We start from the raw sequence: 23,673 nt of genomic DNA, 5'->3' as shown, positions 1-23,673 counted from the left end.
GTATAGCAAACAACCGGGAAACTGAAAAATGGATTTTTCGGATTATCATTTGTGTTATTTGTTAAACAAGCCTAGGCCTACTTTTTGCCCGGCATTCGCGTGTTGTCCCGCGGTTTGTTGGAGGACGGTCTTTGCTTGGAGGTCAAGACTGGAACGCGGAATATTACCCCGGCCATCGCCTTTGCATTAAAAGGTATAAACGGCCACAAGTAGGACGAATTATTCGAGCGGCGCAGGGTCAGCCATACGATAAACGCCGTAACCCCTACCACAAATCCAGGTGCGCCGAATATCGCCACGGCCACAAGCAATGCGAGCCGCACGATCCGATTGGCTAGCCCCAGCTCATAGCTTGGCGTTGCAAACATCCCGATAGCCGCTACTGCCATGTAAAGAACAACCTCGTTGACGAACAACCCCGTCTGTACGGCGATATCGCCTATCAAGATCGCAGCGATCAAGCCCATCGCGGAGGCCAGCGGCGTTGGCGTGTGGACAGCTGCCATCCGCATCAAATCAACACCAAACTCGACTAATAGGAATTGGGCAATAAGAGGGATTTTACCTTGTTCCTGAGGTCCGATAAAGGCAAGTCCCGCCGGTTTGAACTCGGGATGAACAACGATCAGCAGCCAAATGGGCAGCAGAAAGAGCGAGGCGAATATCCCAAAGAAGCGAACCCAACGTAAATAAGTCCCCATGAATGGGGTTTGCCGGTTCTCTTCCGCATGCTGGCAGAGATCAAAAAAGGTCGTCGGCAAAATCATCACGCTGGGCGATGTATCCACAAACACGACAACCCGGCCTTCAAGCAAATGCGAAGCAACGACATCCGGCCGTTCCGAGTAGCGTACCAGCGGATACGGATTCCAGCCTCGGTGAATGATTGCTTCCTCCAACTGCTTGTCCGCCAGAGGTATCCCGTCGATGTTCACGGCTTTAATCTTCTCACGGATCGAATCAACTTGAGTCTTATCGACGATATCATCGATGTAGGCAATACAGACGTCGGTGCGGGTCCGGCGGCCGACGCTGACCATTTCCAACTTCAGTCCCGGGTCACGAAGCCGACGGCGAACTAAGGTAATGTTGGTCACCAAGGTCTCCGTGAATCCGTCCCGCGAGCCGCGGACGACGCGCTCCAGCGATGGTTCTTCCGGACTGCGAGTCGGGTACAACCGCGTATCCATAATCAATGCGGTTTGCTCGCCTTCGATAAACAGCACGCTCATGCCGGCTAATGTTTTATTGATGGCGTCACTGAGCTTCTCCGTTTTTTCCACCTGAATATGAGGAATATAGAGTTCGAAGAAGGAGCGAAGTGCTCCGGTTGTGAAATTCTCCGGTGTCAAATACGTCAGCCGTTTAATGATCTCCTGCATGACTTCGGTGTTTGCAAACCCATTGATGAAGACAAAGCAGGTGCGTTTGCCGCCATAAGTCATCTCTCGAAATACAACGTCAAAGCTCTCGCCCGCACCGATGACTTCCTTCAACGTATGCTTGGTTGTCGTCAGACTGCGGCTGATCGCATCGCTTTGCTGCCAATAGATCACCGACTCCTCAACGTTGTCGGACCGCTCCGCTTCGCGTTTTCGTCGAATCGCTTCCTCTTCCGGATAATTCTCCTGCAGAAAATTTTCTTCTTCCTCAGGCACGAAATCCGGGATCGCCTGCGGCTGATCCTTTCCGTCCTGCATCATATCCTGCGTATCTTGCTCCATCCAGATCTACCTCCGTTTCTTCAAATCACGGTCTGTAAATAAACCACTCAAACAGGGAGCCTGCCATTTTGCCAAACACCATCGCGAGCAAGAAGCCAAACAGGTATCGCTGCATATGCAGTCTCTTGGCAAGTATGGGAAGCACGTTCAGCACCTCGGTCAAGGCCGCCGCCAACATCCCGACAAAAACGCCGTTAAACAAGCCAACGATGCCGGTAATCAGCCATGGCCCAGCCACCTTCCAGTCCCAGAAGTCCGCTACCGTACCAATCACCGCTCCGGCGATCATCGCCCCTTCGTACCAATGCACCTTGTCATAGGAATTTGTCACCTGGGCCAGGCGCGGAATCATGTCCAGCACGATAAATAAAGCGATCACGCCGCTGCCAATGGCCACACCGCCGGCCAGGCCTAGGAAGATCGCCAACCCCGCAGCTAATGGTGACATCAGTTTCGCTTTGCCGACGAATCGGCACGGTGCATTTTTTTTAACTCTTCGGCAACGACGTATTGGTTCAGGTTCTCCTGATAGAGGAACATTTCAACTTCGAGCGGGGTGGGTTCCTCGTTCCATTTTTTCTTAAATAAATGATTAAAGAAGACGATCATCCCAAAACCGATGCCTACGGAATAGGCTCCTTGAAACAGGTAAGGATGCTCGTCCTTCTCCCCCGTGATCATCTCCACGATTCGGACCTGAACCTCGGGCATGCTGACGTCGGCGTGAAAGTTCATGATGGTTAAGGCCGCTCCGAAGAAGAGCAGCAGCCATACTAAGGCAAACAGCAGCAGAGACGGCTTCTTCTCGGCTTTGATCATTTCCACAAGAACATGGGGCTCGCCAAGCAACTCAATCCGCAGCCCGGGAAACTTCGATTGAATCGCCGAAATGACCTGCAGCGTATCAATCACGATCAAGTTCCCGTCCCGTTGCTCCGGCCGGTCCAACTCCAGCCCCAGCAGCTTGCCCTCCAGCTCCGGCTCTGCCAGCACACGGGCTACGTCCCGCAGCCGAATCGGCGCCCCGACGGGAATCCCGACCTGCTTGCGCAGACGCAAATAGACGATGGACGCAGACTCATTCTCCATGCTGACCACCCTTCCACTAGCGTATTGCCCATAGTATGCCAAGCGAGGGGGGGCTTTACTCTTACTCTTACACGCAAAAAAAGCATGGGACGTATGCTCACGCATCCGTTCCCATGCTTAGTTCGATGGTTCTGGGATTACAGCGATGCTGCCGTATCCAGAGCCACTTCCATCATTTGCTTAAACGTCGTTTGCCGTTCCTCCGCCGTCGTCTCCTCGCCTGTCAGCAGATGGTCGCTGACCGTCAGAATCGTCAATGCCTTCACGCCGTATTTGGCAGCCAAGGTGTAGAGAGCGGTGGTCTCCATTTCAACGCCTAACACGCCGTATTTCATCAGCAGCTGGGTTACGCTGGTATCGTCGCGATAGAACATGTCCGAACTGAAAATGTTACCGACATGCAGCTTCAACCCTTTTTCCACGCCGCGTTCATAGGCCGCCTTCAGCAGCTCGAAGTTCGCAATCGGCGCAAAGTCGTATCCGCTAAAGACATGGCGGTTCATGCTGGAATCGGTACAAGAAGCTTGAGCCAAAATCACGTCACGCACATGTACATGCGGCTGCATGCCGCCGCAAGTTCCCACGCGGATCAGATTTTTGACACCGTATTCCTTCAACAGCTCATTCACATAGATTGAGATCGATGGGATGCCCATACCGGTCCCTTGAACGGAAATTCGTTTTCCTTGATACGTTCCGGTAAAGCCGAGCATGCCGCGCACTTCGTTATAACAGATGACATCGCTCAAATACGTCTCGGCGATAAATTTAGCCCGGAGCGGATCTCCAGGCAGCAGAATCGTTTCGGCAATTTCTCCCGGTTTGGCTGCGATATGTACACTCATGTTCTGGTATCTCCCTTGCTTCCAATTTTGGTATTGTTATCAACGCTCTTTATTATATAGGATGCAACAAACCACGTACATGGATGCAATCACCGCAGAACCGTATTGATGTATTAATGCACATTTTTCACCGCGTTCCTCCCCTTGCCTCTATAATAGGATTGATTGGTTATTCTAGGATTGGACGAAGTCGGGTAACTTAAGTACAAAGGAGGGAACCGCTTGAAACCTCATCTGAAAGATTATATGGACCTAGGTGTATCCATGGTTAGAACCGGCGTGTTAGGTTACGGTGGCGGGCCTTCCGTCATCCCCTTGATCCGGCACGATGCCGTCAAGCGTTATCAGTGGCTGGGTGATGAAGAGTTTGGCGAAATTCTCGCCATTGCTAACGCTTTGCCCGGCCCTATTGCAACGAAGATGGCTGCCTACCTGGGCTATAAACGCAGGGGGATCCTGGGCGCGTCCTATGCAGTGATCATGCACATCTTACCTAGTGTCCTGGCGATGCTTCTGCTGCTCTCAGCTGTAAATCTTCTAGCAGGGTCTCGCGTCGTAAAAGGCATGATCGCCGCTGTCTCGCCCGTAATCGCCGTCATGCTCGGAGTGATGGCTTATGAGTTTGCGAAAAAAGGAATCAAAGGCCTCGGCATCATCGCCGGCATTCTGTTTATGCTTCTGGCTCTATTGCTGCTGGAGATCTTAGAAGTTCATCCAGCGCTCGTGATCGTGCTGTTCCTTGGCTATGGGGCTGTACATTTCCGAGCGATCGCACGTTTCCGCAACAAGCGGAAACGGTCGGACCGGGAAGGAGATCATCTATGATTGATTGGCTGAACTTGTTGATTGGCTTCCTGATCGCCAATCTGTTGGGCTATGGTGGAGGCCCCTCCTCCATCCCGTTAATGTATCAGGAGATCGTGCCCCACTACCATTGGTTGTCGGATGCGGAATTTTCCAATATGCTTGCCCTCGGCAACGCCTTACCAGGCCCCATCGCTACCAAAATCGCCGCCTACGTAGGCTTTGAGGTCGGCGGTTGGGTTGGCCTTGGACTCGCGTTGATAGGCACCGTGCTGCCCTCAGCAATTGGCCTCATTCTGCTGCTGCGCCTGCTTGCCAAATACCGCCAATCCAGCATCGTCAAAGGGATGACCTTGCTCGTGCAGCCGGTGATTGCGGTTATGATGATCACCCTCACGTGGCAGATGGCCAAGGAGCCCATGGGCACGATCGGCATCTGGCAGACGCTGGTGATCGCAGCCATCGCGTTCTGGGCAATGGAGCGCCGTAAAATCCATCCAGCCATTGTCATCGTAGCGGCGTTCATTTACGGTGGAGTAGTGCTCCAACATTATGTTTAAGCGCGGTCTGTATCAATACACAAGCCCCTCGGTTCAGCGCGCCGTTGAAGGCTGACGCTGCCCGAAGGGCTTGCCCTTTCATTGCGCGATCTGATCGCGAATGCTTTGTAATATTTTTTTCTCGAGCCTGGACACCTGAACCTGGGATATCCCAAGCCGGGTCGCCACCTCTGATTGGGTCTGGTCGCGATAGTACCTAAGGTACACGATAAGACGTTCCCGGTCGGTTAAGCCGTCGATCGCTTCATGCAGCGCCAGCTTGTCAAACCAGCGCTCCTGGGTCTCATCGGCAATTTGATCCATCAGTGTGATCGGATCGCCGTCATTTTCGAATACTGTTTCGTGAATAGATGCCGGCGGTTTGTTCGCCTCCTGGGCAAACACGACATCCTCGGGTGTAACTCCCAGCTCATCGGCAACTTCCTTGACGGTTGGAAGCCGGCCCAGCAGCTTGGACAGTTCATCCTTCTTCTTGCGAACCTTGTTCGCCATTTCCTTCAACGAACGGCTGACCTTCAGCGTCCCGTCATCGCGCAGGAACCGCTGAATTTCCCCGATGATCATCGGCACCGCATACGTAGAAAACTTCACATCATAGCTGAGATCAAACTTGTCCACCGACTTCAGCAGGCCGATACAGCCGATTTGAAACAAATCCTCGGGTTCGTATCCCCGATTCATAAACCGCTGCACGACGGACCAGACAAGTCGAATGTTGCAGTTCACCAGCCGGTCTCTAGCAGCGTTGTCCCCGGATTGACTCAGGGCGATCAACCGTTTCACTTCCGTGTCGTCCAAAAACTCTCTCGAGATTTGCTTCACTTCGGCATCCATAGCTCCAACCCCTAATTGTATAAAGCTTTCTTGGATACAATCCTCTTCTTCATCCGAATGCGCGTGCCCCCGCCAATCTCGCTGGTCACATCGAATTCATCCATAAAATTTTCCATAATCGTAAAGCCCATCCCCGAGCGCTCCAGTTCCGGCTTCGACGTATAAAGCGGCTGCTTCGCCAATTCCACATCCTCAATACCTCGGCCTTGATCCTCGATGATCAGGGTCACCGTATCGCCCTCAATGGAAGCAGAGATGGTGACAATCCCTTCCGGGTTCCCGTCATATCCGTGGATGATGGAATTGGTGACCGCTTCCGAAACCACCGTCTTCAAGTCGGTGATTTCATCCATCGTAGGATCCAGCTGAGAAACGAAGGCAGCGACGGTCACCCGGGCAAACGATTCATTTTCGGACTTCGCGGCAAATTGAAGTTTCATGAAATTCCCGGCTTGATTCGCGTTGGTACTCACAGGGCCACCTCCAGTTCCGTCAGCGCCAGATCCTCGTTTTCGAAGATGGACATAATTTTAAACAGTCCCGACATTTCCAGCAGTCGATATACCGGCGGGTTGACGTCGCAGACGACCATCTTCCCGCCCTTTTGCTTGATCAGCTTATATCTTCCGAGGATGACGCCGATGCCGGAGCTATCCATAAACTGCAGCTCTTTGAGGCTTAACACCAGATTGCGGCAGTTCCCGCGGGCGATTTCTTCATCCATCCGCATGCGGACGTTGTCCGCCGTATGATGATCCAATTCCCCGCTCAAGCGTACAATTAATGTCTCGCGGTGTCTTACCATTTCCACATGCAAATTCACGCCTGTTCACTCTCCTCCCTAGACATGAACACAACAATTCTACGACCTCAGGCCGGATTCCTGCCGCCTGACAAAACTAGAAGAAAAGCCCTATGAATCTACAAAAAACAAGTGTGCCGCGGTTCGCTTGAACAACGTCCACCAGCCCGCTTTATCGATATCAGCAGGGGCGGTCAGCTCGAACTCTGTCAACGTGCGGCCATCCTGATAGACGACCAGCTTGCCGATCGTTTGACCGGCTTTAATCGGTGCCGCAAGCTTTTCTGGTGCGATTAACTTATGCGTGATGCTGTCTTGCTTCACACCTTTTTTGACCAGCACATTCAGCGGTTTGGCGGCGGTCAGCTCCAGCTGGGCGCTCATCCCCTTCTGCACCTTCACCTTGCCAATCGTTTCTCCCGCTTGATAAATCGGCAGCAACGCGTATTGCGAGAAGGCGTAATCGAACATCGCCGAGACTTCGCTGTTCCGCGTTTTGGTATTCGGCTCGCCCAACACTACAGCGATCAGGCGAAGTCCGTCACGTTTCGCGGTAGCGGCCAGGCAGAACTTCGCTTCCGAGGTATACCCGGTTTTCAGGCCGTCTGCTCCGCTGTAGAAGCGCACGAGTTTGTTCGTATTCACGAGCCAGAACGGCTTCTCGGTGCCTTGGCGCAAATAATCCTGATACGCGCCGGTATACTTCGTAATCTCCTCATGCTTCAGCAGCTCCCGGCTCATGATGGCAATATCGTAAGCCGAGCTATAATGGTCAGCCACCGGCAAGCCGTTGCAGTTCGCAAAATGCGTATCCTTGAGCCCCAGCTGCTGCGCTCGCTCGTTCATCATTTTGACGAACGCTTTCTCCGAGCCGGCGATCTTCTCGGCAAGAGCCACGGACGCATCGTTTCCAGAAGCCATGGCCACGCCCTTCAGCAGCTCATCCACGGTCATCGTTTCGCCCGGCTCCAGAAAGATCTGCGAGCCGCCCATCGATGCCGCATATTCGCTAGTCGTCACCTTATCGGTCAGCTTCAGCGTGCCGTTATCGATCGCCTCCATCGTCAGCAACATCGTCATGATCTTGGTGATGCTGGCAGGGGGCAGCTTCTCATGACTCTTCTTCTCGAAAATTACCGTTCCGGTATCAGCATCGATTAAGACGGCGGACAGCGCATTTTCCGCCAATGCGATTTCATCATCCCCGTCATGCGGACCGCCATGATTAGCACTGGTGTAGGTCGGCCACACCGATACGGCCAATACGAACGCGGCAAACCAGGTCAACATCCGTCTTTTCAAGGTTTATCCTCCTTCTAGACATAAGTCTGGATTCTGCTAACCTAGTATCGGCATGAAAGAGGAATAATATTCCTGTGCAAAAAGAAAAAACGCCCTTCGGCGTTCTTCGGCGTTCTTTGATTTCTTTGGCGTGAATGCCCCAACCCTCTAAAATAAGAGAAGTTGATGGCCTTATTTTGATCATTTGACGCGTATGCCCACACCCCGTCGTTAAGCCAAAATAAGGCCATATGATTCCGCTATCTTATGAATATGACTACGTCGTCCGCGTCCCTCGCTCAGAACCGTTTAATCCCATCTGGCGTCACCAGTGCGAACACCAGCGGGCGACGCGGCACCTTCGTACTGGAAATGCCATACGCGTTAAGAATGCGCCGCTGTGCCTCCGCGAGGCCCGTCTCATGGCTGCGGTTCAGATGCAGCACCGCCAGCGTTTCGCCTGCCTCAACCGGATCGCCGATTTTCTTGCGCAGCTCTACGCCGGCAGCCAAATCGATGACAGATTCCTTCGTCTCCCGGCCCGCTCCGAGCATCATGGCGGCGAGGCCGATCTCCTCGGCCTGAATCGATTCAACATATCCGCCCGCGGTTGCCTTCACGTCCACCTTCAGCTCTGCTTCCGGCAGCAGCTCTGGGCGGTCGATTTGCTCCGTATTACCGCCCTGCGCTGCAACCATTTGCTTCAGCTTCTCCAGCGCTTGACCGCTCTTAATCTGCCCGGCTAGCATCGCCTTCGCCTCTTCCTCGCTTGATGCCTTGCCGCCGAGAATCAGCATATGGGACGCCAGGATCAGGCAGACCTCCTCGAGATCGGCCGGTCCTTCCCCTCGCAGCGTTGCCACGGCTTCCTTGATCTCCAGCGCATTGCCGATGGCATGACCCAGCGGCTGGTCCATGTCGCTGATCACGGCAACCGTGCGGCGGCCGACCTGCGTGCCGATATCCACCATGGCTTTGGCTAGACGGATCGAGTCCTCCAGCGTCTTCATGAACGCGCCGCTGCCGGTCTTAACGTCCAGCACGATGGCATCCGCACCGGCGGCGATCTTCTTGCTCATGACGCTGCTGGCGATCAGCGGGATGGAATCTACAGTGGCGGTGACATCCCGCAGCGCATACAGCTTCTTGTCGGCTGGTGTCATGTTGCCGCTTTGGCCAACGACCGCAAGGCCGATTTCGTTCACCTGGCGGAAAAATTGCTCCTTCGTAAGCTCCACAGAGAATCCGGAGATCGCTTCCAGCTTGTCGATCGTCCCGCCGGTATGCCCGAGCCCCCGGCCGGACATCTTCGCAACCGGTACGCCGGCAGCCGCCACAAGCGGACCTAACACGACGGTCGTTTTATCGCCAACTCCGCCCGTTGAATGCTTATCGACCTTGATGCCGCGGATGGAGCTAAGGTCAATCGTATCTCCGGAACCAGCCATTGCCATCGTCAGGTCGGCCGTCTCCCGGGCGCTCATCCCTTGATAATAAACGGCCATCGCCCATGCGGACATTTGGTAATCGGGGATTTGCCCCTCGCTGTACCCTTTGACCAAGAAGGCGATTTCTTCGCTCGTCAGCTCCTGGCCGTCCCTTTTTTTACGGATCAGATCTACCGCTCTCATCGCTCCCTGCCTCCGTTCTTCTTAAGCTTCGCCAATCTCCGGGATAATGGACAACACAAGGCTTAGAAACTTCTCACGCACGCGCTCGGTCGTCTCCATAACCTCCTGATGGGACAACGGTTGGTCCAAAATACCTGCCGCCATGTTGCTGATGCAGGAAATCCCCAGCACCTCGATGCCTGCATGACGGGCAACGATCGTTTCCGAAACCGTGGACATCCCGACGGCATCGGCACCCAGCGTCCGCAGCATGCGGATTTCCGCTGGCGTCTCATAGGTTGGGCCCAGCAAGCCGGCATAGACGCCTTCTTGCAGAGGTACTCCCTTGTCGGCAGCGACTTTCCGTGCAATCTCGCGCAGACGGCGGCTGTACGCTTGGGACATGTCGGGGAAGCGCGGCCCCAGCTCCTCGTCGTTTGGCCCTACCAACGGATTACGGCCTGTGAGATTCAGATGGTCGGAGATCAGCATTAAATCTCCCGGCTCATAGGAGGTGTTTACCCCGCCAGCTGCATTCGTGACCAGCAGCGTTCTGACGCCCAGCTCCTTCATGACCCGTACCGGGAAAGCCGTCATCTCCGGCCCGTACCCTTCGTACATGTGGAAGCGGCCTTTCATGAGTACAACCGGCGTACCCTGTACCGTCCCGATCAACAGCTCGCCTGCATGGCCCTCTACCGTCGACTGCGGAAAAAACGGGATATCGCTGTAGTTAATGCTGACGGGCTCTTCAATATGATCGGCCAGTACGCCTAATCCAGAGCCCAAAATTAATCCTACCTTTGGCGTAAGCGCCGACCGGGAACGGATATAATCTGCTGCTTCCCGGATCATTCCAATGTTAAATGTCGTCGTCATATCGTAATCCTCCTGGTTCACAAGCTATAGATGACAGTTGAGCTTCTGCGCTTATACGAGTTCGTGTAAGAAGCTCTTTCCGTGCTCGGTGGCATGGACCCCGAAATTGTCGGCGATCGTTGCGGCCAAGTCGGCATACGTCGCACAGATGCCCAGGCTGCCTGGCTTCTTCAAGCTTGGCCCATAAACAAGCAATGGCACGTATTCGCGGGTATGGTCCGTTCCGGCATGAATCGGGTCGTTACCGTGGTCAGCCGTAATGATTAGCAAGTCGTTCTCGCCTACATTTTTCAGCAAATCTGGTACTGCCGCATCAAACTCCTCCAGCGCACGTGCGTAGCCCTGCGGGTCACGGCGATGGCCGTACAAGGAGTCGAAATCCACCAGGTTCGTAAACAGCATGCCGGTGAAGTCCTGGCCGATTCGCTGCAGCGTTTCTTCGATCCCGTGCTGGTTGCTCTTCGTTGGATACGAAGCGGTAATTCCTTCCCCGGAGAAAATATCGCCGATCTTCCCGATGGCCACCACTTCGTTGCCCGCATTTTTCAACGCGTTGAGTACGGTTGGTTCCGGCGGTTTCACCGCATAATCGTGGCGGTTTGGCGTACGTTGGAAGTTCCCTGGTTGACCAACAAACGGACGGGCGATAACGCGCCCAACGGAATGCTCCGGCTCCAGCGTCAGCCGACGAGCGATTTCGCAAGCCCGGTACAGCTCTGGCAGCGGAACGATCTCTTCATGCGCTGCAATTTGAAATACGCTGTCCGCCGAGGTGTAGACGATCCAGCTCCCAGTTCTCATATGCTCTTCGCCGAGCTCCACCAAAATTTCCGTCCCGGAGGCTGGCTTGTTGCCAATAATTTTACGTCCCGTTTCCTGCTCGAAGCGAGCGATCAAATCGCGCGGGAAGCCATTCGGATACGTTTGGAACGGCGTTTCAATCTTCAGGCCCATCAATTCCCAGTGGCCGGTCATTGTATCTTTGCCCGCAGAGATCTCTGCCATTTTCCCGAAGTAAGCCAGCGGCTCGTCCACCGGATCCAGATTCGGCAGCGCCGCGATATTGCCAAGTCCTAATTTTTGCAAGTTCGGCAGCTTCGTACCAGGAACGGTTTGCAAAATATGCCCCAGGGTATGTGCACCTTCGTCACCGAACTTTTTGGCGTCCGGCAGTTCACCGATCCCCACGCTGTCGAGGACGATGACGGTCATTTTTCTAAAACGATTTCCGTTTTCCATCTTCTATCACTCCTTTAATCTATGCAGCTATAGTTATCCCTTCCCAGAAGGGAAACCATTCTAATGATCCTTCGGTTCCCCTTCATGTAAGGCTTCCGGCGCTTTCGCCTCCCGCATGGCCCTCGGATGAAAGGCGTCGTAAACCGTCTTCAGATTGGACCTTGAACGACTTACATACATTTGAATCATGGAGGCATCGGAATGCCCGAGCAGCTCCTGGACCGACCTCACGTCCGCTCCCCGCTCCAACAGATGGACGGCGAAGGAATGACGCAAGGTATGCGGCGTAATATCGGCCGTGATCCCGGCTTCCTGGCCATATTTCTTCATTATCTTCCAGAAGCCTTGCCGGCTAATCCGCCCGCCCCGACGATTCGGAAAAAGAGCCGGGGTCTCCTTATCCTCCAAAATCAGACGGCTGCGTCCTTCCCTTAAATACATATCAAGCCATTCTGCGGTGACTTCTCCAAACGGAAGAATGCGTTCCTTCCCTCGATCCCCGGTGCACCTAAGAAAGTGAAGCTCCAGGTTCACATCGTTCTGGTTGAGCGCGATCAGCTCGGAGACGCGGATGCCGGTTGCATAGAGCAGCTCAAGCATCGCCTTGTCCCTTAAGCCTAATGGCGTGTCGGGCTTTGGGGCTTCCAGCAGCCGTTCGGTTTCCTCTATGGTGAGGGTTTGCGGCGGTTTTTTTTCGACTTTGGGCACCTCCAGCATGATGAAGGGATCCTGGTCAATCCGCCGTTCCTGCAGTAAATACCGAAAGAAAGCGCGAAGGGTGACAGATACGCGTTGAATCGTTGCCGGCGCCTTGCCGAGATCTTTCAAGTAAGCGAAATAGAGCAAGATGCCCGCACGAGTCACATGGCGGTAATCGCTGATCTGCTTCGATTGCAAATAGCTTATGTACTGCTTGAGATCCCGCGCATAGGACTCCCGCGTTGCTTCACTTAATGCCCGTTGCCCGGCCAAAAACGAAATAAAAGAGGCCGCATCCCTTTCCATGCGCTGCGCCTCCTTTCCTGGTTATCAAATGCAATATCCCAAGCCATCCGCCTTGATTACTATTTCCACACTCTTCCTAAATTTCCCTGCTGCCCTGCTAATGAACTACTCTCCATACCAGAAAAATAACTTCAGCCGCTCCGTCATGTTCTCCATCATGTTATTTCCGGGTACGCCTTCATAAAATACTTTCACCGCAGAGCCTTCGGGTACGCGGTACTTGTCCTCACGAAAGAGAACATCGTCCAGCAGTCCTAACGCCTTATAAAAAGTATACGCAAGAGCAACAAACAGGATCAAATATTTCCCTGTTCTGAGCCATTTTCGAAGCGAGATGACCATGAACCCCATCCTCTCTATCATTTGTGGAGGCGCCTGCTTGTCTGCTAGGACACCCTATGTATTAAGTATATAGAGAGAGACTAGGGAGTATGCGGAAATGACTTCATAGATGATGCGGCTTACGCGGCGTTCCCTCGTGCAAGGCAACGTAAAAAGCTCCCTACGGCAGGGCCGTAAAGAGCTCGGCTTAACGAAGTTATTTCTTATTGTCTGTTCCAGGCGAATCGTTGTTCTTGTCCTTGCATCGGTAACAAATGCCTTGAAAATCCAACCGGTGATCGAGCACCGTAAAATTGAATTCCTTCTCCAAGCGTTCCTCGAGCGGTCCAAGCCAATCCTCGCGGATTTCATCCATTGCCCCACACTGAACACAGATCAAATGGTGGTGATGATGTTTAGTCGTATCGGTACGCAAGTCGTACCGGGCTACACCGTCGCCGAAGTTGATCTTCTCCACAACGTGAAGCTCGCTGAGCAATTCCAATGTTCGATAGACCGTGGCCAGGCCGATCTCCGGTGCCTTGTCTTTGACGAGCATGAAAACATCTTCCGCACTCAGATGATCATCTTCATTTTCGAGCAAAACGCGTACCGTGGCTTCCCGCTGGGGCGTCAATTTGTAACCGTGGGATTGTAACTGCTGTTTGATTTTTTCGATCTTTGCTTCCATGTTATCCCTCCCCCAGCCTTGCCGCACATCCAATAAGTTCATGACCACTTCTTTCATTATAGGGGGAGATATTCAACAAAGTCAAACATTTTGGTAGATTGCAAAATCTGAAGGAATCCTTATCACCAGGATGTTTTAAAAATTAGTAGAACGTGCTAGAAAAACGAATATCCCCGTCTAGGCCAGCAGCCAAGTGCGGGGAATGTATTTTTCTACACAGGCACAAACTCAAGCAATCAACGGCGTTACCCAACTCATCATCACCGGCGTCACCCACGTTTCGAAGGAGGAGATGGCGAGCAGCACCGCAGCCATGGCCAGCGTCAGCCCTGTATACGACAGGAAAGGCCGGGTCGCCTGGCCGGGACGGCTCATCAACACACGTGAGCGAATGATGTTGAGCGAGAAGCTCACCGCTGCGACGCTGGCGATCAGCAGGGCCGGAATCACAATCAGATTATGCGGCGCTACGGAAACGAGGGCAAACAGCAGCCCCTTCCATGTATATTGGCCAACCAAATAGCCGACCGTGAAGCCAATTAATACCCCCTTTAGAAAATCGAGAACCAAGATCCCCGGAAGTCCAATTACGGATAATCCCAATAGCCAGATCAGACCTAGCCATTTTAGATGTAAACCGGCAACTTGCCAGAACGTCATCGGTTGAAACTCGGACCCGCCTTCGTTGATCGATAGAAAGAAATCACCCAAAAATCGGGAGATATCCTGTTGTTGTTCCAATGTTAATGCGTTGACCATGAGCGCGCCGAATACGACGCCCATTAAAAACAGCACGGAAACAAAAACATATAGCGGCGTTTGATCTTTGAGCGCATGGCGAATAGGGTGCAGCATCGAATTTTGCCTCCTAGCTTGTTCTATAAGGTCTTATCTTATCCCTATGAACAAGCCTGCCTGCTTATGCCTTCCGCATGTCAAGACCGCTGCCGTTAGATTAAGTTCTTTTCACTTTGCCGTATATTCCCCCGCCGCCTGCACTAAGTTCGAGCCTGCCGCTGCGAGCCATGCCAATAAGCTTGGCCAGGTCCGCTCCCACCGCCTCAGCGAGTTCCTCCTCTGGCACGTGATGTAGAATGTTCATCTCCGTGTCGAACCTGTCCAGCAGCAGCTCTAATTTTGCCGGTCCCAGGCCCGGGATAAACTCCAGGGGAACTTGGTAATGATACGGCGGACGATACGGCGGTACGTTGGGTTCAGAGCGATCGGCGATCGAGCGAATGCGGTCCAGCACGCCTCGCACCAGCTTCGGGCTGCCGCAATAAGGACATCGCTCTACATTGGCTTCGACCTCATCGATGATATAGTTACAGTTGCTGCAGTACGTTCGGTGATATTTGCCAAGACGCGGGTTTAGTCCGTAGTTGCCGGCCACCAAGCGTCCCTCTTCACGCCGAAGTGCCTTCACGAATTCAAGATAGCTCGCTTCCTTCAACCGCAGCTCATTGTACTCCCGACCGATTTTGCCCAGAGAATGCGCATCGGAATTAGTTAAGATCGGAAAAGGATCAAGCTCGCTGATCAATCCGGCCATCTCCGTATCCGCGCTGAGCCCCAGCTCCACCGCGCTGATCAGGGAGAGATCCAGCACATCCGACATTCGAGGAGCGCAGCTCCCGTAAATGCTGCGATGCGGCGTGAAAATATGGGCCGGAATGATCATACCGCCGCGGGCATACACCTCTTCCTGCAGCGTAACCGCCGGAGCGTACACGCGCTGCGAGCTTAACCCCACATTTTTCATTCTTGCTTTCAGCCATTCAGTAAAGCCGCGAATTGTCTCCAAGTGTGGGAAATAAGCAAGCAAATGCGCCGGCCCCATCCCCGGTTCTCGGATTTCCAGTTCACATCCCAGCAGAATCGTCGTCCCTTGATAGGCGATGCCGCCCTCCTTCAGCTCCTGCATTTCCCCCTGCTCCAGGCACCGGTCGATATCCTCTTGCACCCCTGGGGCATGACAGTCAATGATACCAACCAGCCCGATCCCTTTGCGCTTTGCAGCCTCCTTGGCGATCCCTGCAAAGGTCAGATCACGGCTGCCGCTGATCTTCACCGGCTCCCCCCGCCCGGTTCGTCCGATGTGAATATGCAAATCGGCGAATACGGTCGTAAGCTCGGCCGAGGTGGTCGTGGAACTCGAGATCATAAGCTTGCCCCTGCCTGTTCGCGCACAACCTTCAGCTGCCAGATATATACCGCCATAATCGTTTTGGCATCCGCAATCCGCCCCTCCGAAATGAGGTCAAGCGCCTCCTCCAGCGTCACTTCCTGAACTTCAAGAAATTCGTCCGCATCCAGCGACATTTCTCCCGGACTCAACTGCTCAGCCAAGTAGAGATGAATAATTTCATCTGCGAACCCCGGCGAAGTATAGAAGGAATGTAAATGTATCAATTTATCGCAGCGATACCCGGTCTCCTCTTGCAGCTCACGGACCGCTGCTTCCGCAGGATCTTCACCTGGCTCCAATTTACCCGCTGGGATCTCTAATTCACATCGTCCCATCGCCTGGCGATATTGGTCCACCAGTATCAAGCGTCCCTCATGCACTGCCAGCACAGCGACCGCACCCGGATGTTTCACAATTTCGCGGGTTGCCGTCGTTCCGTCCGGCAGTTTGACGGTATCCAATTGCAAGGAGATCACTCTCCCCTGGAAGATCGACTCTGTGGAAACCGTGGTTTCCTTTAATTTATCGTTAGCCGCCATTTCTTGTTCCTCCCTTAATCGTGTCATCAACCGTTCCAATCATACATAACTTGTCCACACGAGACATATGGTGTTATTATACCAAACCGTTCGGAAAGGAGCCCCTTATGAAAAGCTATTTTACGGAAGACCGTGTACGCGCTCAGGGTAAAGCTTGGCAGATTCGCCTTCTGCTGTCCCAATGGAAAAAAGAATCAGGACGTGACGTAAAAATCACGGATTTAATTCATTTCTATCAAAATAGTTATTCAGTTAAGGGAAAATCGGTTAATAAAAGGAGGGGGTGAAAATGCGCAGTCCTACCGGACAGCCTAAAAATATGGGAAAACTCGTAGAAATGATCCAGAATGCCGTATCCACAGGTCGGATTGACGTTGCTGAACAGCTAGCGGGGCAGATGGACAACTATTTGCTTAGCGAGCTGATCCAGTCTTTATATAAAGAAGGTTATGTCGCACTAGCCAAAGAACGGCTGCTGCAGATCGAACCTCGGTTGCTTCGCGAGCCCACTCCCCCCTTCTTGGAGCTAAGTCTGATTTGGGCAGAGATTTGTTATGATGAGAGAAATTACGAAGAAGCCGCTCCCATCTTTGAAGCACTTGCTGAGCAGAATCCCGATTTCGCAGCAGCTCGTTTCGGTGCAGCCTCCTGTTACTTGCAACTGGCGATCACCAATCTCGAGCGACGAATCCAACTGTATCACCCGCCAAAATCAGAGCAGGAGAAAATATGCAAATATTTAGACGACTTCCACCAAGCTCTGAACTTGATTCAAGCTTCAGGCTGGCATACCAAGTGGAGTACTACGCAGGTTCGTCACTTCCCGGCCAACTCGTCTACTCGGCTGCATTAATGTGAATTAATGGTAGAGAACTACCTGTATCCTACAAAATCATAACCACCCGTCCAACGGGTGGTTTGCTCTTGGGGTATAACCCCTTGTTGCCAAACTGCGCCTAAAGACGCTAGCCTGACAATAAAATTGTTCAGGCTCAGTGTTTTTGTCACTTTCACTTACCAGTTAAACTGGTTTACTTTTTCTTGCTACCGTTTCTGCTAAATGGATCTTCATACTCTTTGACGCTCAGTTTATCGATTGCCTGGTCATGTGCTTCCTGCTCGCGGATATACTTTGCGACAGTGGCCTCATTCAAGCCCACTGTGCTTACGTAGTATCCCTCCGCCCAAAATTTCCGATTTCCATATTTATACTTTAGGGTGGCATGCTTTTCGAATATCATTAGTGAGCTCTTTCCCTTCAGATACCCCATAAATGAGGATACTGAGATTTTGGGTGGTATCGCTACCAGCATGTGTACATGATCCGGCATCATGTGGCCTTCTATGATCTCCACTCCCTTGTATTTGCACAGACGCTTAAATATTTCGATCAAATCTCTCCTCACTTGATTATAGATCTCTTTCCGTCTATACTTCGGGGTGAACACGATATGGTATTTGCACATCCACTTCGTGTGAGCTAAACTATAGCTCTTGTTTGCCATCTAAGACCATTCCTTTCTTTTATTGAGCCTGAACATCTCAATTTTATGGGAATGGTCTAGTTGGTCAAACCTTCGTTCCTCCACCCGCATAGCGGGTGGTTTTTTGTTTCGCACGCTTCGCGAGCTCAACTGGCTAAAGCCATAATAAAACCCGGTGCGCCATGGTCGCACCGGGCATTCTGACATTCTTTAAGGGATCAAGAGGAGGATACCGATTGGCGTACGATCTCCAGCGCAAACTGAGCCGTTTTTACGAGATCGTCCTTCTTGATTCTTTCGCTGGTCGTATGGATGTCCTCATAGCCGATCGCCAGATTCACCGTTGGAATCCCCAGGCTGTTAAAGACATTCGCGTCGCTGCCGCCGCCGGTCGTAAACGTCGTTCCCGCAAGCCCGAGCGCAGCCGCCGCTTGCTTGGCGATCCGCAGCACAGGGGCCTCCTCCGGGATCCGGAATGCCCGATACAGCACCTCGCTGCGGAATTCTCCCTTGGCTCCAAAGTCACGGCATGCAGATTCCATCGCTTCCTTCATGTCCTGAAGCTGCTTGTCGACCTTCTCTTGGGACATACTGCGTGCTTCGCCATATAAGATGACGTGATCCGGTACGATGTTCGTCGCACCGCCGCCTTCAAACTTGCCGATGTTGGCGGTTGTCTCTGCGTCAATACGCCCGAGCTTCATACGTGCCAACGCCTTGCCCGCCACCTGAATTGCGCTGATGCCGTCTTCCGGATTGACACCGGCATGAGCCGCTTTGCCGTAAATCTCGATTTCTACTCGCGCCTGTGTGGGGGCGCCAATGCAAATCGTGCCTACTTCACCGCCGGTGTCGATCGCGAACCCGAACTTCGCATCAACATACTGCGCCTCCAGCGCCCGTGCCCCGCGCAGGCTCGATTCCTCGCCAGCCGAGATGACAAACTGGATTTGTCCGTGCGGAATTTGCTTCTCCTGAAGAACTTGAATCAGCTCCAGCAGCACCGCTACACCCGCTTTGTCGTCCGCTCCAAGGATCGTCGTGCCGTCGCTGCGAATCCATCCGTCCTCCCCAACAATCGGTTTAATCCCTTTGCCCGGAGTAACGGTATCCATGTGGCAGGTGAACAGGAAGGGTTCCGCGGACACGCCTTCACTGGCTTTCAGCGTAGCGATCAGGTTCCCGGCGCCATGTCCCGTCTCCGCCGCCGAACCGTCCTCTACAACGTCCAGTCCCAATTCGCTGAATTTCTGTTTTAACACATCGGCAATTTGGCGCTCGTGTTTCGTTTCGCTGTCCACCTGCACCAGCTCCAGAAATTGTCGGATGAGGCGTTCCTCGTTAATCATTGGACTTTCCTCGCTTTCTTCGATACGATAATAAGAGTGAGAATAATATACGTTTAAGTCAAAGGAGTTACCATGATGCGCAAAAATACAATGAGAATCGTCGTATATTTGATGTTGTTTGCCATGCTGGCTTCAACGCTGATCGCTTTCCTAGAACCCTTCTTCATTCGCTAACCAACCCGCTTTGGGGGCTGTTTAAGCCTCGACCCAAGCCCCCGAACGCCCAAATATCGCGTTAAACTTCGGAACGATCTCCCTTGCGACTTGCTCAACCGTAAATGAGCTGCCAGTCACGTCTTCGAGCGAGGTCACCCCGTATTCTTGAATCCCGCAAGGTATTATTCCGCGAAAGCCTTCCTCTTGAATACCAGACTTCACATTAAAAGCAAAGCCGTGGCTCGTAATAAAACCTCGATGATGCCTGCATTTGTTGAACTTGACGCCAATCGCACAAATTTTCACGTCACCAACCCACACCCCGGTATATTCCGGTTTACGTGAGCCTTCGATGCCAAACTCGGCCAAATAATCGATAATCACCTGCTCCAGCTGGCGCAAATAACCGTGCAAATCCAGCCCGCGCCCGGCCTCTAACCGGAGCAGCGGATAGCCAACTAGCTGCCCGGGGCCATGGTATGTAATATCTCCCCCGCGATCGATTTCAAACACAGCAATGCCCCGCTCCTGCAGTTGCTCAGGGCTTAGGAGCAAATGTTCAGGATGGTTTTGGGAGCCTATCGTATAGGTCGGCGGATGCTGCAACAGCAGCAGGTGTTCTCCCTGCTGCTGTGCATCCATCTCTTTAATGAGCCGTTTCTGCAAATCCCAGGCTTCCCCATATTCCATCATCGGATAATAGCGTACTGTCAAGCCTTCGTTCATCGCATTGTCGCCTCGATTCTTACGTTCAATATACCTGCGTGTCCAAATTGTAGCTTTCCATATTTTCCTTCACCCGCTGCATAAAGCGGCCGCAAATTACGCCGTCCAAAATCCGGTGGTCCAAGGACAGGCACAGATTAGCCATCGAACGGACGGCAATCATATCGTTGATCACAACCGGCCGCTTCACGATCGACTCAAACGTCAGAATCGCGGCTTGCGGGTAATTGATAATTGGTTGCGTCAAAATGGAACCAAAGGAACCGGTATTGTTCACCGTAAACGTGCCGCCCTGCATGTCTTCCAGCTTCAACTTGCCGGAGCGGACCTTCGTTGCCAGCTCCTCGATTTCCCGTGCCAGACCGGCAATATTTTTCTGATCGGCCTTCTTGATGACCGGCGTCAGTACCGAATCCTCGGTCCCAACGGCAAGGGAGATATTGATATCGCGTTTGACGATGATTTTGTCCACAGCCCATACCGAGTTCATGATCGGATAATCCTTGATGGCTCCTACAACCGCCTTCAGCAGGAAAGCCAGGTACGTCAGATTGACGCCTTCCTTCTGCATAAACTCCTGCTTGATCTTGTTACGCAGCTGGACCAGGTTGGTCACGTCGACCTCGATCATCATCCAGCCGTGCGGAATTTCCGACACACTTTGGCGCATCCGGGTTGCGATCGTGTTGCGGATCGGGGTTACGTCGATAAAATACTCGGAACGGTCGCCCCCTTCCACCTCGATGGTTGGGATCGGCGGGTTCTCCGTCAAGTGCAAGCCGGAATGACGCACCGGACCCGGAGCATCGTTGATCACGGCCGGAATGACGCGCTGTGACACCGGTGCAGCTGAAGACGCTGCTGGCGCTGACTGCAGCGGCACGGACGGTGCAGCAGCCGTCGTTGCCGCCGGTGCTGGTGGCGCAGCAACACTGCCGCGGCCGCCTTGCTCGATGTAAGCCAGCACATCCTTCCGCGTAATCCGTCCGCCAAGCCCAGTGCCCGTAATTTGCCGCAGATCAATCCCGTGTTGGGCAGCTAACGTCTGCACGGCCGGCGAATACCGGTGGCGCTGCGACTGATCGGGCTGTTCCCCCGCACTCGCCGCGCCGGCAGCAGAACGGTCAGCTTCCTTCACCGCTGAGTCGCCGGCTGGCGTATCAGCAGCCGCGTTCGCCGTCTCGATCCGACAGATCACGGCACCAACCTGAACCTCTTGCCCTTCCTCTGCTAGCAGCTCGCCCATTACACCGTCGACCGTCGAAGGGATTTCCGCATTAACTTTGTCCGTAATAACCTCAAGGATCGGCTCGTATTGTTCAACGGGATCCCCCGGCTTCTTCAGCCATTTCCCGATCGTCGCCGAGACAAGCGATTCGGCGAGCTGGGGTAATTGCACGTCTATCAATGTTTTATTGGATGACATTCGTATCCTCACTCCCAATCAATAAAGCGCCAATTGAAGCATCGCTTCTTTGACCTTATCTTTGCTAAGCATAAAGAACTTTTCCATCGGAGGGCTAATCGGCATCGCCGGAACGTCCGGTCCGCACAGTCTTGCAATCGGAGCATCCAACTCGAATAAGCACTCTTCAGAAATAATCGCCGATACTTCTGCACCAATACCGCCGGTTTTATTATCCTCATGGATAATCAGGACCTTGCCTGTCTTGCGGGCCGCCTCAATAATAGCTTCGCGGTCCAGAGGCTGCAGCGTGCGCAAATCAAGAATGTGGGAGCTGATCCCTTGCTCTGCCGCCAGCTCTTCCGCAGCCTGCATCGCAAAATGCAGCGGCAAGCTGTAGCTTATAACCGTAATGTCATCGCCTTCCCGCAGCACCTTCGCTTTGCCGATCGGAACGATATAATCGTCCTCCGGCACCTCTTCCTTGATGAGCTTATAGCATTTCTTATTCTCAAAGAACAACACCGGATCGGGGTCGCGGATCGCTGCCTTCAGCAACCCTTTGGCATCATAAGCGGAATAAGGGGCAACGATCTTCAGCCCCGGGGTACCGAAGAAAATCGATTCCGGACATTGGGAATGGTACAACCCGCCAAAAATCCCGCCGCCGATTGGAGCGCGGACCACAACCGGGCAATTCCAGTCGTTGTTGGAACGATAGCGAATTTTCGCCGCTTCGTTAATAATCTGGTTCGTCGCCGGCAGCATAAAGTCCGAATATTGCATTTCTGCGATCGGCTTCAGACCATACATCGCTGCACCAATCGCAACACCGGCAATGGCCGATTCCGCCAGCGGCGTATCGATGACGCGCATTTCACCGAACTGCTCCTGCAGCCCTTTCGTGGTGGTGAACACGCCGCCCTTAACGCCGACGTCTTCCCCCAGAACAAACACGCTTTCGTCCCGCTCCATTTCTTCCTTCATGGCCAGACGAATCGCGTCGATATATTCCATCACCGGCATGATTATTGATCCTCCCCTTCGCTGGCATAGACATGCAGCAGCGTGTCTTCCGGCCGTGGGAACGGCGCATTGTCAGCCGCTTCCACCGCTTCCTTCAGCTGTTGTTGGATACCCCGCAACAGCGCTTCGTCCTGCTCCTCGCTCCAAATGCCGGTTTCGATCAGGTACGACTTCATTTTAGGGATACCGTCTTTTTTCCAGTTCTCTTCTACTTCTTCCTTCGTCCGATACGCCAGATCATTATCCGACGTCGAGTGCGGGGACAAGCGGTACATCATCGCTTCAATCAGTGTAGGCCCTTCACCGCGAATCGCGCGTTCCCGCGCTTCCTTCACAACTCGGTACACCTCCAGGGCATCGTTGCCATCGACGCGAACCCCCGGGAAGCCATACCCTTGAGCCCGATCCACCACACGACCGCCCAACTGCTTCTTCACCGGCACAGAAATGGCGTATTGGTTATTCTCACACAGGAAGATGACCGGCAGCTTCTGAACCCCGGCAAAGTTTAACCCTTCGTGAAAATCCCCCTGATTGCTTGAGCCTTCCCCAAACGTGACGTAAGAAACAATGTCTTTCTTCTGCATTTTGGCCGCCAACGCAACACCTACGGCATGGGGAACCTGCGTGGTTACCGGACTGGAGCCGGTCACGATACGCAGCCGTTTGCTGCCGAAATGTCCTGGCATCTGACGGCCGCCGCTGTTCGGATCATCCGCTTTGGCGAAGGCTGAGAGCATTAATTCCGTAAGCGACATGCCCACGGCCAGCACAAAGCCGTAGTCCCGGTAGTAAGGCAGGAAATAGTCGCGCTCACGATCAAGCGCAAACGCCGCAGCAACCTGCGTGGTTTCTTGACCGATCCCGGAAACGTGGAAATTAATTTTCCCGGCCCGCTGCAGCAATAGGTTACGCTCATCGAATTTGCGTGCGGTCACCATATATCTGTACATCTCAATGACTTCTGCATCTGTTAGTCCGAGTTGCTTATGTTTTGGCTCGGTTTGAACTACACTTTTGGCATTCATGGGAGTTACCTCCTTTGATTGGGGCGTTACATACCTTAATCTTAACACCAGGTACTAAGACTTGGAATAAGTTTATTATAATCGTTTT

Annotated in this window: 28 protein-coding genes; 5 read left to right on the top strand and 23 right to left on the bottom strand. The window is 53.1% G+C overall.

Features of this window, described 5'->3' with window-relative positions; genetic code table 11:
- Nucleotides 1-77 precede the first annotated feature (77 nt).
- From C812_RS05870 to deoD, 4 genes are all read right to left on the bottom strand, one after another.
- Entirely contained in the window at nucleotides 78-1,703 is a 1,626-nt protein-coding gene (locus C812_RS05870) for a spore germination protein (protein WP_425270074.1), read from the bottom strand.
- Nucleotides 1,704-1,749: 46 nt separating this feature from the next.
- Nucleotides 1,750-2,172 (bottom strand): stage V sporulation protein AB, encoded by a 423-nt coding sequence (locus tag C812_RS05865; protein ID WP_016311746.1) that lies wholly within the window; start codon nucleotides 2,170-2,172, stop codon nucleotides 1,750-1,752.
- Nucleotides 2,172-2,813 carry a stage V sporulation protein AA gene (locus C812_RS05860; RefSeq protein WP_016311745.1) on the bottom strand — a complete coding sequence of 214 codons (642 nt, stop codon included), beginning with the start codon at nucleotides 2,811-2,813 and terminating at the stop codon, nucleotides 2,172-2,174. The genes C812_RS05865 and C812_RS05860 overlap by 1 nt, the downstream gene beginning before the upstream one ends.
- Nucleotides 2,814-2,950: 137 nt before the next feature.
- Nucleotides 2,951-3,658 (bottom strand): purine-nucleoside phosphorylase, encoded by a 708-nt coding sequence (gene deoD / locus C812_RS05855; RefSeq protein WP_009225826.1) that lies wholly within the window; start codon nucleotides 3,656-3,658, stop codon nucleotides 2,951-2,953.
- 246 nt (nucleotides 3,659-3,904) lie between these two features.
- On the opposite strand from deoD, the gene chrB reads away from it, so the two are divergent.
- The gene (chrB, locus tag C812_RS05850; RefSeq protein ID WP_036624716.1) at nucleotides 3,905-4,483 is read left to right on the top strand and encodes a chromate efflux transporter ChrB; all 579 of its coding nucleotides are present in this window, start codon (nucleotides 3,905-3,907) and stop codon (nucleotides 4,481-4,483) included.
- Nucleotides 4,480-5,022, top strand: coding sequence for a chromate efflux transporter ChrA (gene chrA, locus C812_RS05845; protein WP_016311743.1), 543 nt, complete (start codon nucleotides 4,480-4,482; stop codon nucleotides 5,020-5,022). The genes chrB and chrA overlap by 4 nt, the downstream gene beginning before the upstream one ends.
- A gap of 78 nt (nucleotides 5,023-5,100) precedes the next feature.
- On the opposite strand, the gene sigF is transcribed toward chrA, so the two are convergent.
- The 13 genes from sigF to C812_RS05780 form a co-directional block, all read right to left on the bottom strand.
- A complete protein-coding gene (gene sigF, locus C812_RS05840) occupies nucleotides 5,101-5,856 on the bottom strand; it encodes an RNA polymerase sporulation sigma factor SigF (RefSeq protein ID WP_016311742.1) in 756 nt (251 codons plus the stop codon).
- Between the two features lie 11 nt (nucleotides 5,857-5,867).
- Nucleotides 5,868-6,296 (bottom strand): anti-sigma F factor, encoded by a 429-nt coding sequence (gene spoIIAB / locus C812_RS05835; protein ID WP_036624713.1) that lies wholly within the window; start codon nucleotides 6,294-6,296, stop codon nucleotides 5,868-5,870.
- Nucleotides 6,297-6,325: 29 nt separating this feature from the next.
- Nucleotides 6,326-6,679, bottom strand: coding sequence for an anti-sigma F factor antagonist (gene spoIIAA / locus C812_RS05830; protein ID WP_009225821.1), 354 nt, complete (start codon nucleotides 6,677-6,679; stop codon nucleotides 6,326-6,328).
- Nucleotides 6,680-6,769: 90 nt separating this feature from the next.
- Nucleotides 6,770-7,960 (bottom strand): D-alanyl-D-alanine carboxypeptidase family protein, encoded by a 1,191-nt coding sequence (locus C812_RS05825; RefSeq protein WP_016311741.1) that lies wholly within the window; start codon nucleotides 7,958-7,960, stop codon nucleotides 6,770-6,772.
- Nucleotides 7,961-8,238: 278 nt separating this feature from the next.
- The gene (locus tag C812_RS05820) at nucleotides 8,239-9,570 is read right to left on the bottom strand and encodes a pyrimidine-nucleoside phosphorylase (RefSeq protein WP_016311740.1); all 1,332 of its coding nucleotides are present in this window, start codon (nucleotides 9,568-9,570) and stop codon (nucleotides 8,239-8,241) included.
- Between the two features lie 21 nt (nucleotides 9,571-9,591).
- A complete protein-coding gene (locus C812_RS05815; protein WP_016311739.1) occupies nucleotides 9,592-10,428 on the bottom strand; it encodes a purine-nucleoside phosphorylase in 837 nt (278 codons plus the stop codon).
- A gap of 51 nt (nucleotides 10,429-10,479) precedes the next feature.
- Nucleotides 10,480-11,667, bottom strand: coding sequence for a phosphopentomutase (gene deoB / locus C812_RS05810; protein WP_016311738.1), 1,188 nt, complete (start codon nucleotides 11,665-11,667; stop codon nucleotides 10,480-10,482).
- 60 nt (nucleotides 11,668-11,727) lie between these two features.
- Complete coding sequence (xerD, locus tag C812_RS05805) at nucleotides 11,728-12,672, bottom strand: site-specific tyrosine recombinase XerD (protein WP_016311737.1); 945 nt, start codon at nucleotides 12,670-12,672, stop codon at nucleotides 11,728-11,730.
- A gap of 105 nt (nucleotides 12,673-12,777) precedes the next feature.
- Complete coding sequence (locus C812_RS05800; RefSeq protein ID WP_016311736.1) at nucleotides 12,778-13,035, bottom strand: DUF4227 family protein; 258 nt, start codon at nucleotides 13,033-13,035, stop codon at nucleotides 12,778-12,780.
- Nucleotides 13,036-13,210: 175 nt separating this feature from the next.
- Entirely contained in the window at nucleotides 13,211-13,684 is a 474-nt protein-coding gene (gene fur, locus C812_RS05795) for a ferric iron uptake transcriptional regulator (protein ID WP_009225814.1), read from the bottom strand.
- Between the two features lie 228 nt (nucleotides 13,685-13,912).
- Nucleotides 13,913-14,539: a stage II sporulation protein M gene (gene spoIIM / locus C812_RS05790; protein ID WP_016311735.1), complete on the bottom strand. Its 627-nt coding sequence runs from the start codon at nucleotides 14,537-14,539 to the stop codon at nucleotides 13,913-13,915.
- Between the two features lie 100 nt (nucleotides 14,540-14,639).
- Complete coding sequence (locus tag C812_RS05785) at nucleotides 14,640-15,848, bottom strand: endonuclease Q family protein (protein WP_016311734.1); 1,209 nt, start codon at nucleotides 15,846-15,848, stop codon at nucleotides 14,640-14,642.
- On the bottom strand, nucleotides 15,845-16,411 hold the full coding sequence (locus C812_RS05780; RefSeq protein ID WP_016311733.1) for an NUDIX hydrolase: 567 nt from the start codon (nucleotides 16,409-16,411) through the stop codon (nucleotides 15,845-15,847). The genes C812_RS05785 and C812_RS05780 overlap by 4 nt, the downstream gene beginning before the upstream one ends.
- A 107-nt stretch (nucleotides 16,412-16,518) precedes the next feature.
- On the opposite strand from C812_RS05780, the gene mciZ reads away from it, so the two are divergent.
- Together mciZ and C812_RS05770 are read left to right on the top strand one after the other, a co-directional pair.
- On the top strand, nucleotides 16,519-16,698 hold the full coding sequence (gene mciZ / locus C812_RS05775) for a Z-ring formation inhibitor MciZ (RefSeq protein ID WP_016311732.1): 180 nt from the start codon (nucleotides 16,519-16,521) through the stop codon (nucleotides 16,696-16,698).
- A 2-nt stretch (nucleotides 16,699-16,700) separates the two neighbouring features.
- Entirely contained in the window at nucleotides 16,701-17,264 is a 564-nt protein-coding gene (locus tag C812_RS05770) for a tetratricopeptide repeat protein (protein ID WP_016311731.1), read from the top strand.
- 178 nt (nucleotides 17,265-17,442) lie between these two features.
- Here C812_RS05770 and tnpA read toward each other — a convergent pair whose 3' ends face one another.
- The gene (gene tnpA / locus C812_RS05765; RefSeq protein WP_016311435.1) at nucleotides 17,443-17,916 is read right to left on the bottom strand and encodes an IS200/IS605 family transposase; all 474 of its coding nucleotides are present in this window, start codon (nucleotides 17,914-17,916) and stop codon (nucleotides 17,443-17,445) included.
- A 197-nt stretch (nucleotides 17,917-18,113) separates the two neighbouring features.
- Complete coding sequence (locus tag C812_RS05760; protein WP_016311730.1) at nucleotides 18,114-19,244, bottom strand: M20/M25/M40 family metallo-hydrolase; 1,131 nt, start codon at nucleotides 19,242-19,244, stop codon at nucleotides 18,114-18,116.
- Between the two features lie 75 nt (nucleotides 19,245-19,319).
- On the opposite strand from C812_RS05760, the gene prli42 reads away from it, so the two are divergent.
- Nucleotides 19,320-19,418, top strand: coding sequence for a stressosome-associated protein Prli42 (prli42, locus tag C812_RS22210; protein ID WP_127575074.1), 99 nt, complete (start codon nucleotides 19,320-19,322; stop codon nucleotides 19,416-19,418).
- Nucleotides 19,419-19,439: 21 nt separating this feature from the next.
- Here the strand turns inward: prli42 and lipB are convergent, their stop codons facing one another.
- From lipB to C812_RS05740, 4 genes are read right to left on the bottom strand one after another with little or no spacing between them, the layout of a single operon-like run.
- Nucleotides 19,440-20,126, bottom strand: a complete 687-nt coding sequence (gene lipB / locus C812_RS05755; protein WP_016311728.1) for a lipoyl(octanoyl) transferase LipB — start codon at nucleotides 20,124-20,126, stop codon at nucleotides 19,440-19,442.
- 25 nt (nucleotides 20,127-20,151) lie between these two features.
- Complete coding sequence (locus tag C812_RS05750; protein ID WP_016311727.1) at nucleotides 20,152-21,552, bottom strand: dihydrolipoamide acetyltransferase family protein; 1,401 nt, start codon at nucleotides 21,550-21,552, stop codon at nucleotides 20,152-20,154.
- Nucleotides 21,553-21,570: 18 nt separating this feature from the next.
- The gene (locus C812_RS05745) at nucleotides 21,571-22,557 is read right to left on the bottom strand and encodes an alpha-ketoacid dehydrogenase subunit beta (RefSeq protein ID WP_016311726.1); all 987 of its coding nucleotides are present in this window, start codon (nucleotides 22,555-22,557) and stop codon (nucleotides 21,571-21,573) included.
- A gap of 2 nt (nucleotides 22,558-22,559) precedes the next feature.
- Nucleotides 22,560-23,585: a thiamine pyrophosphate-dependent dehydrogenase E1 component subunit alpha gene (locus tag C812_RS05740; RefSeq protein WP_016311725.1), complete on the bottom strand. Its 1,026-nt coding sequence runs from the start codon at nucleotides 23,583-23,585 to the stop codon at nucleotides 22,560-22,562.
- Nucleotides 23,586-23,673 lie beyond the last annotated feature (88 nt).

It is taken from the genome of Paenibacillus barengoltzii G22, assembly GCF_000403375.2.
Lineage (GTDB): Bacteria > Bacillota > Bacilli > Paenibacillales > Paenibacillaceae > Fontibacillus > Fontibacillus barengoltzii.
Note: the sequence above shows the minus strand (reverse complement) of the source record. Positions and strands in the feature narration are given on the sequence as shown.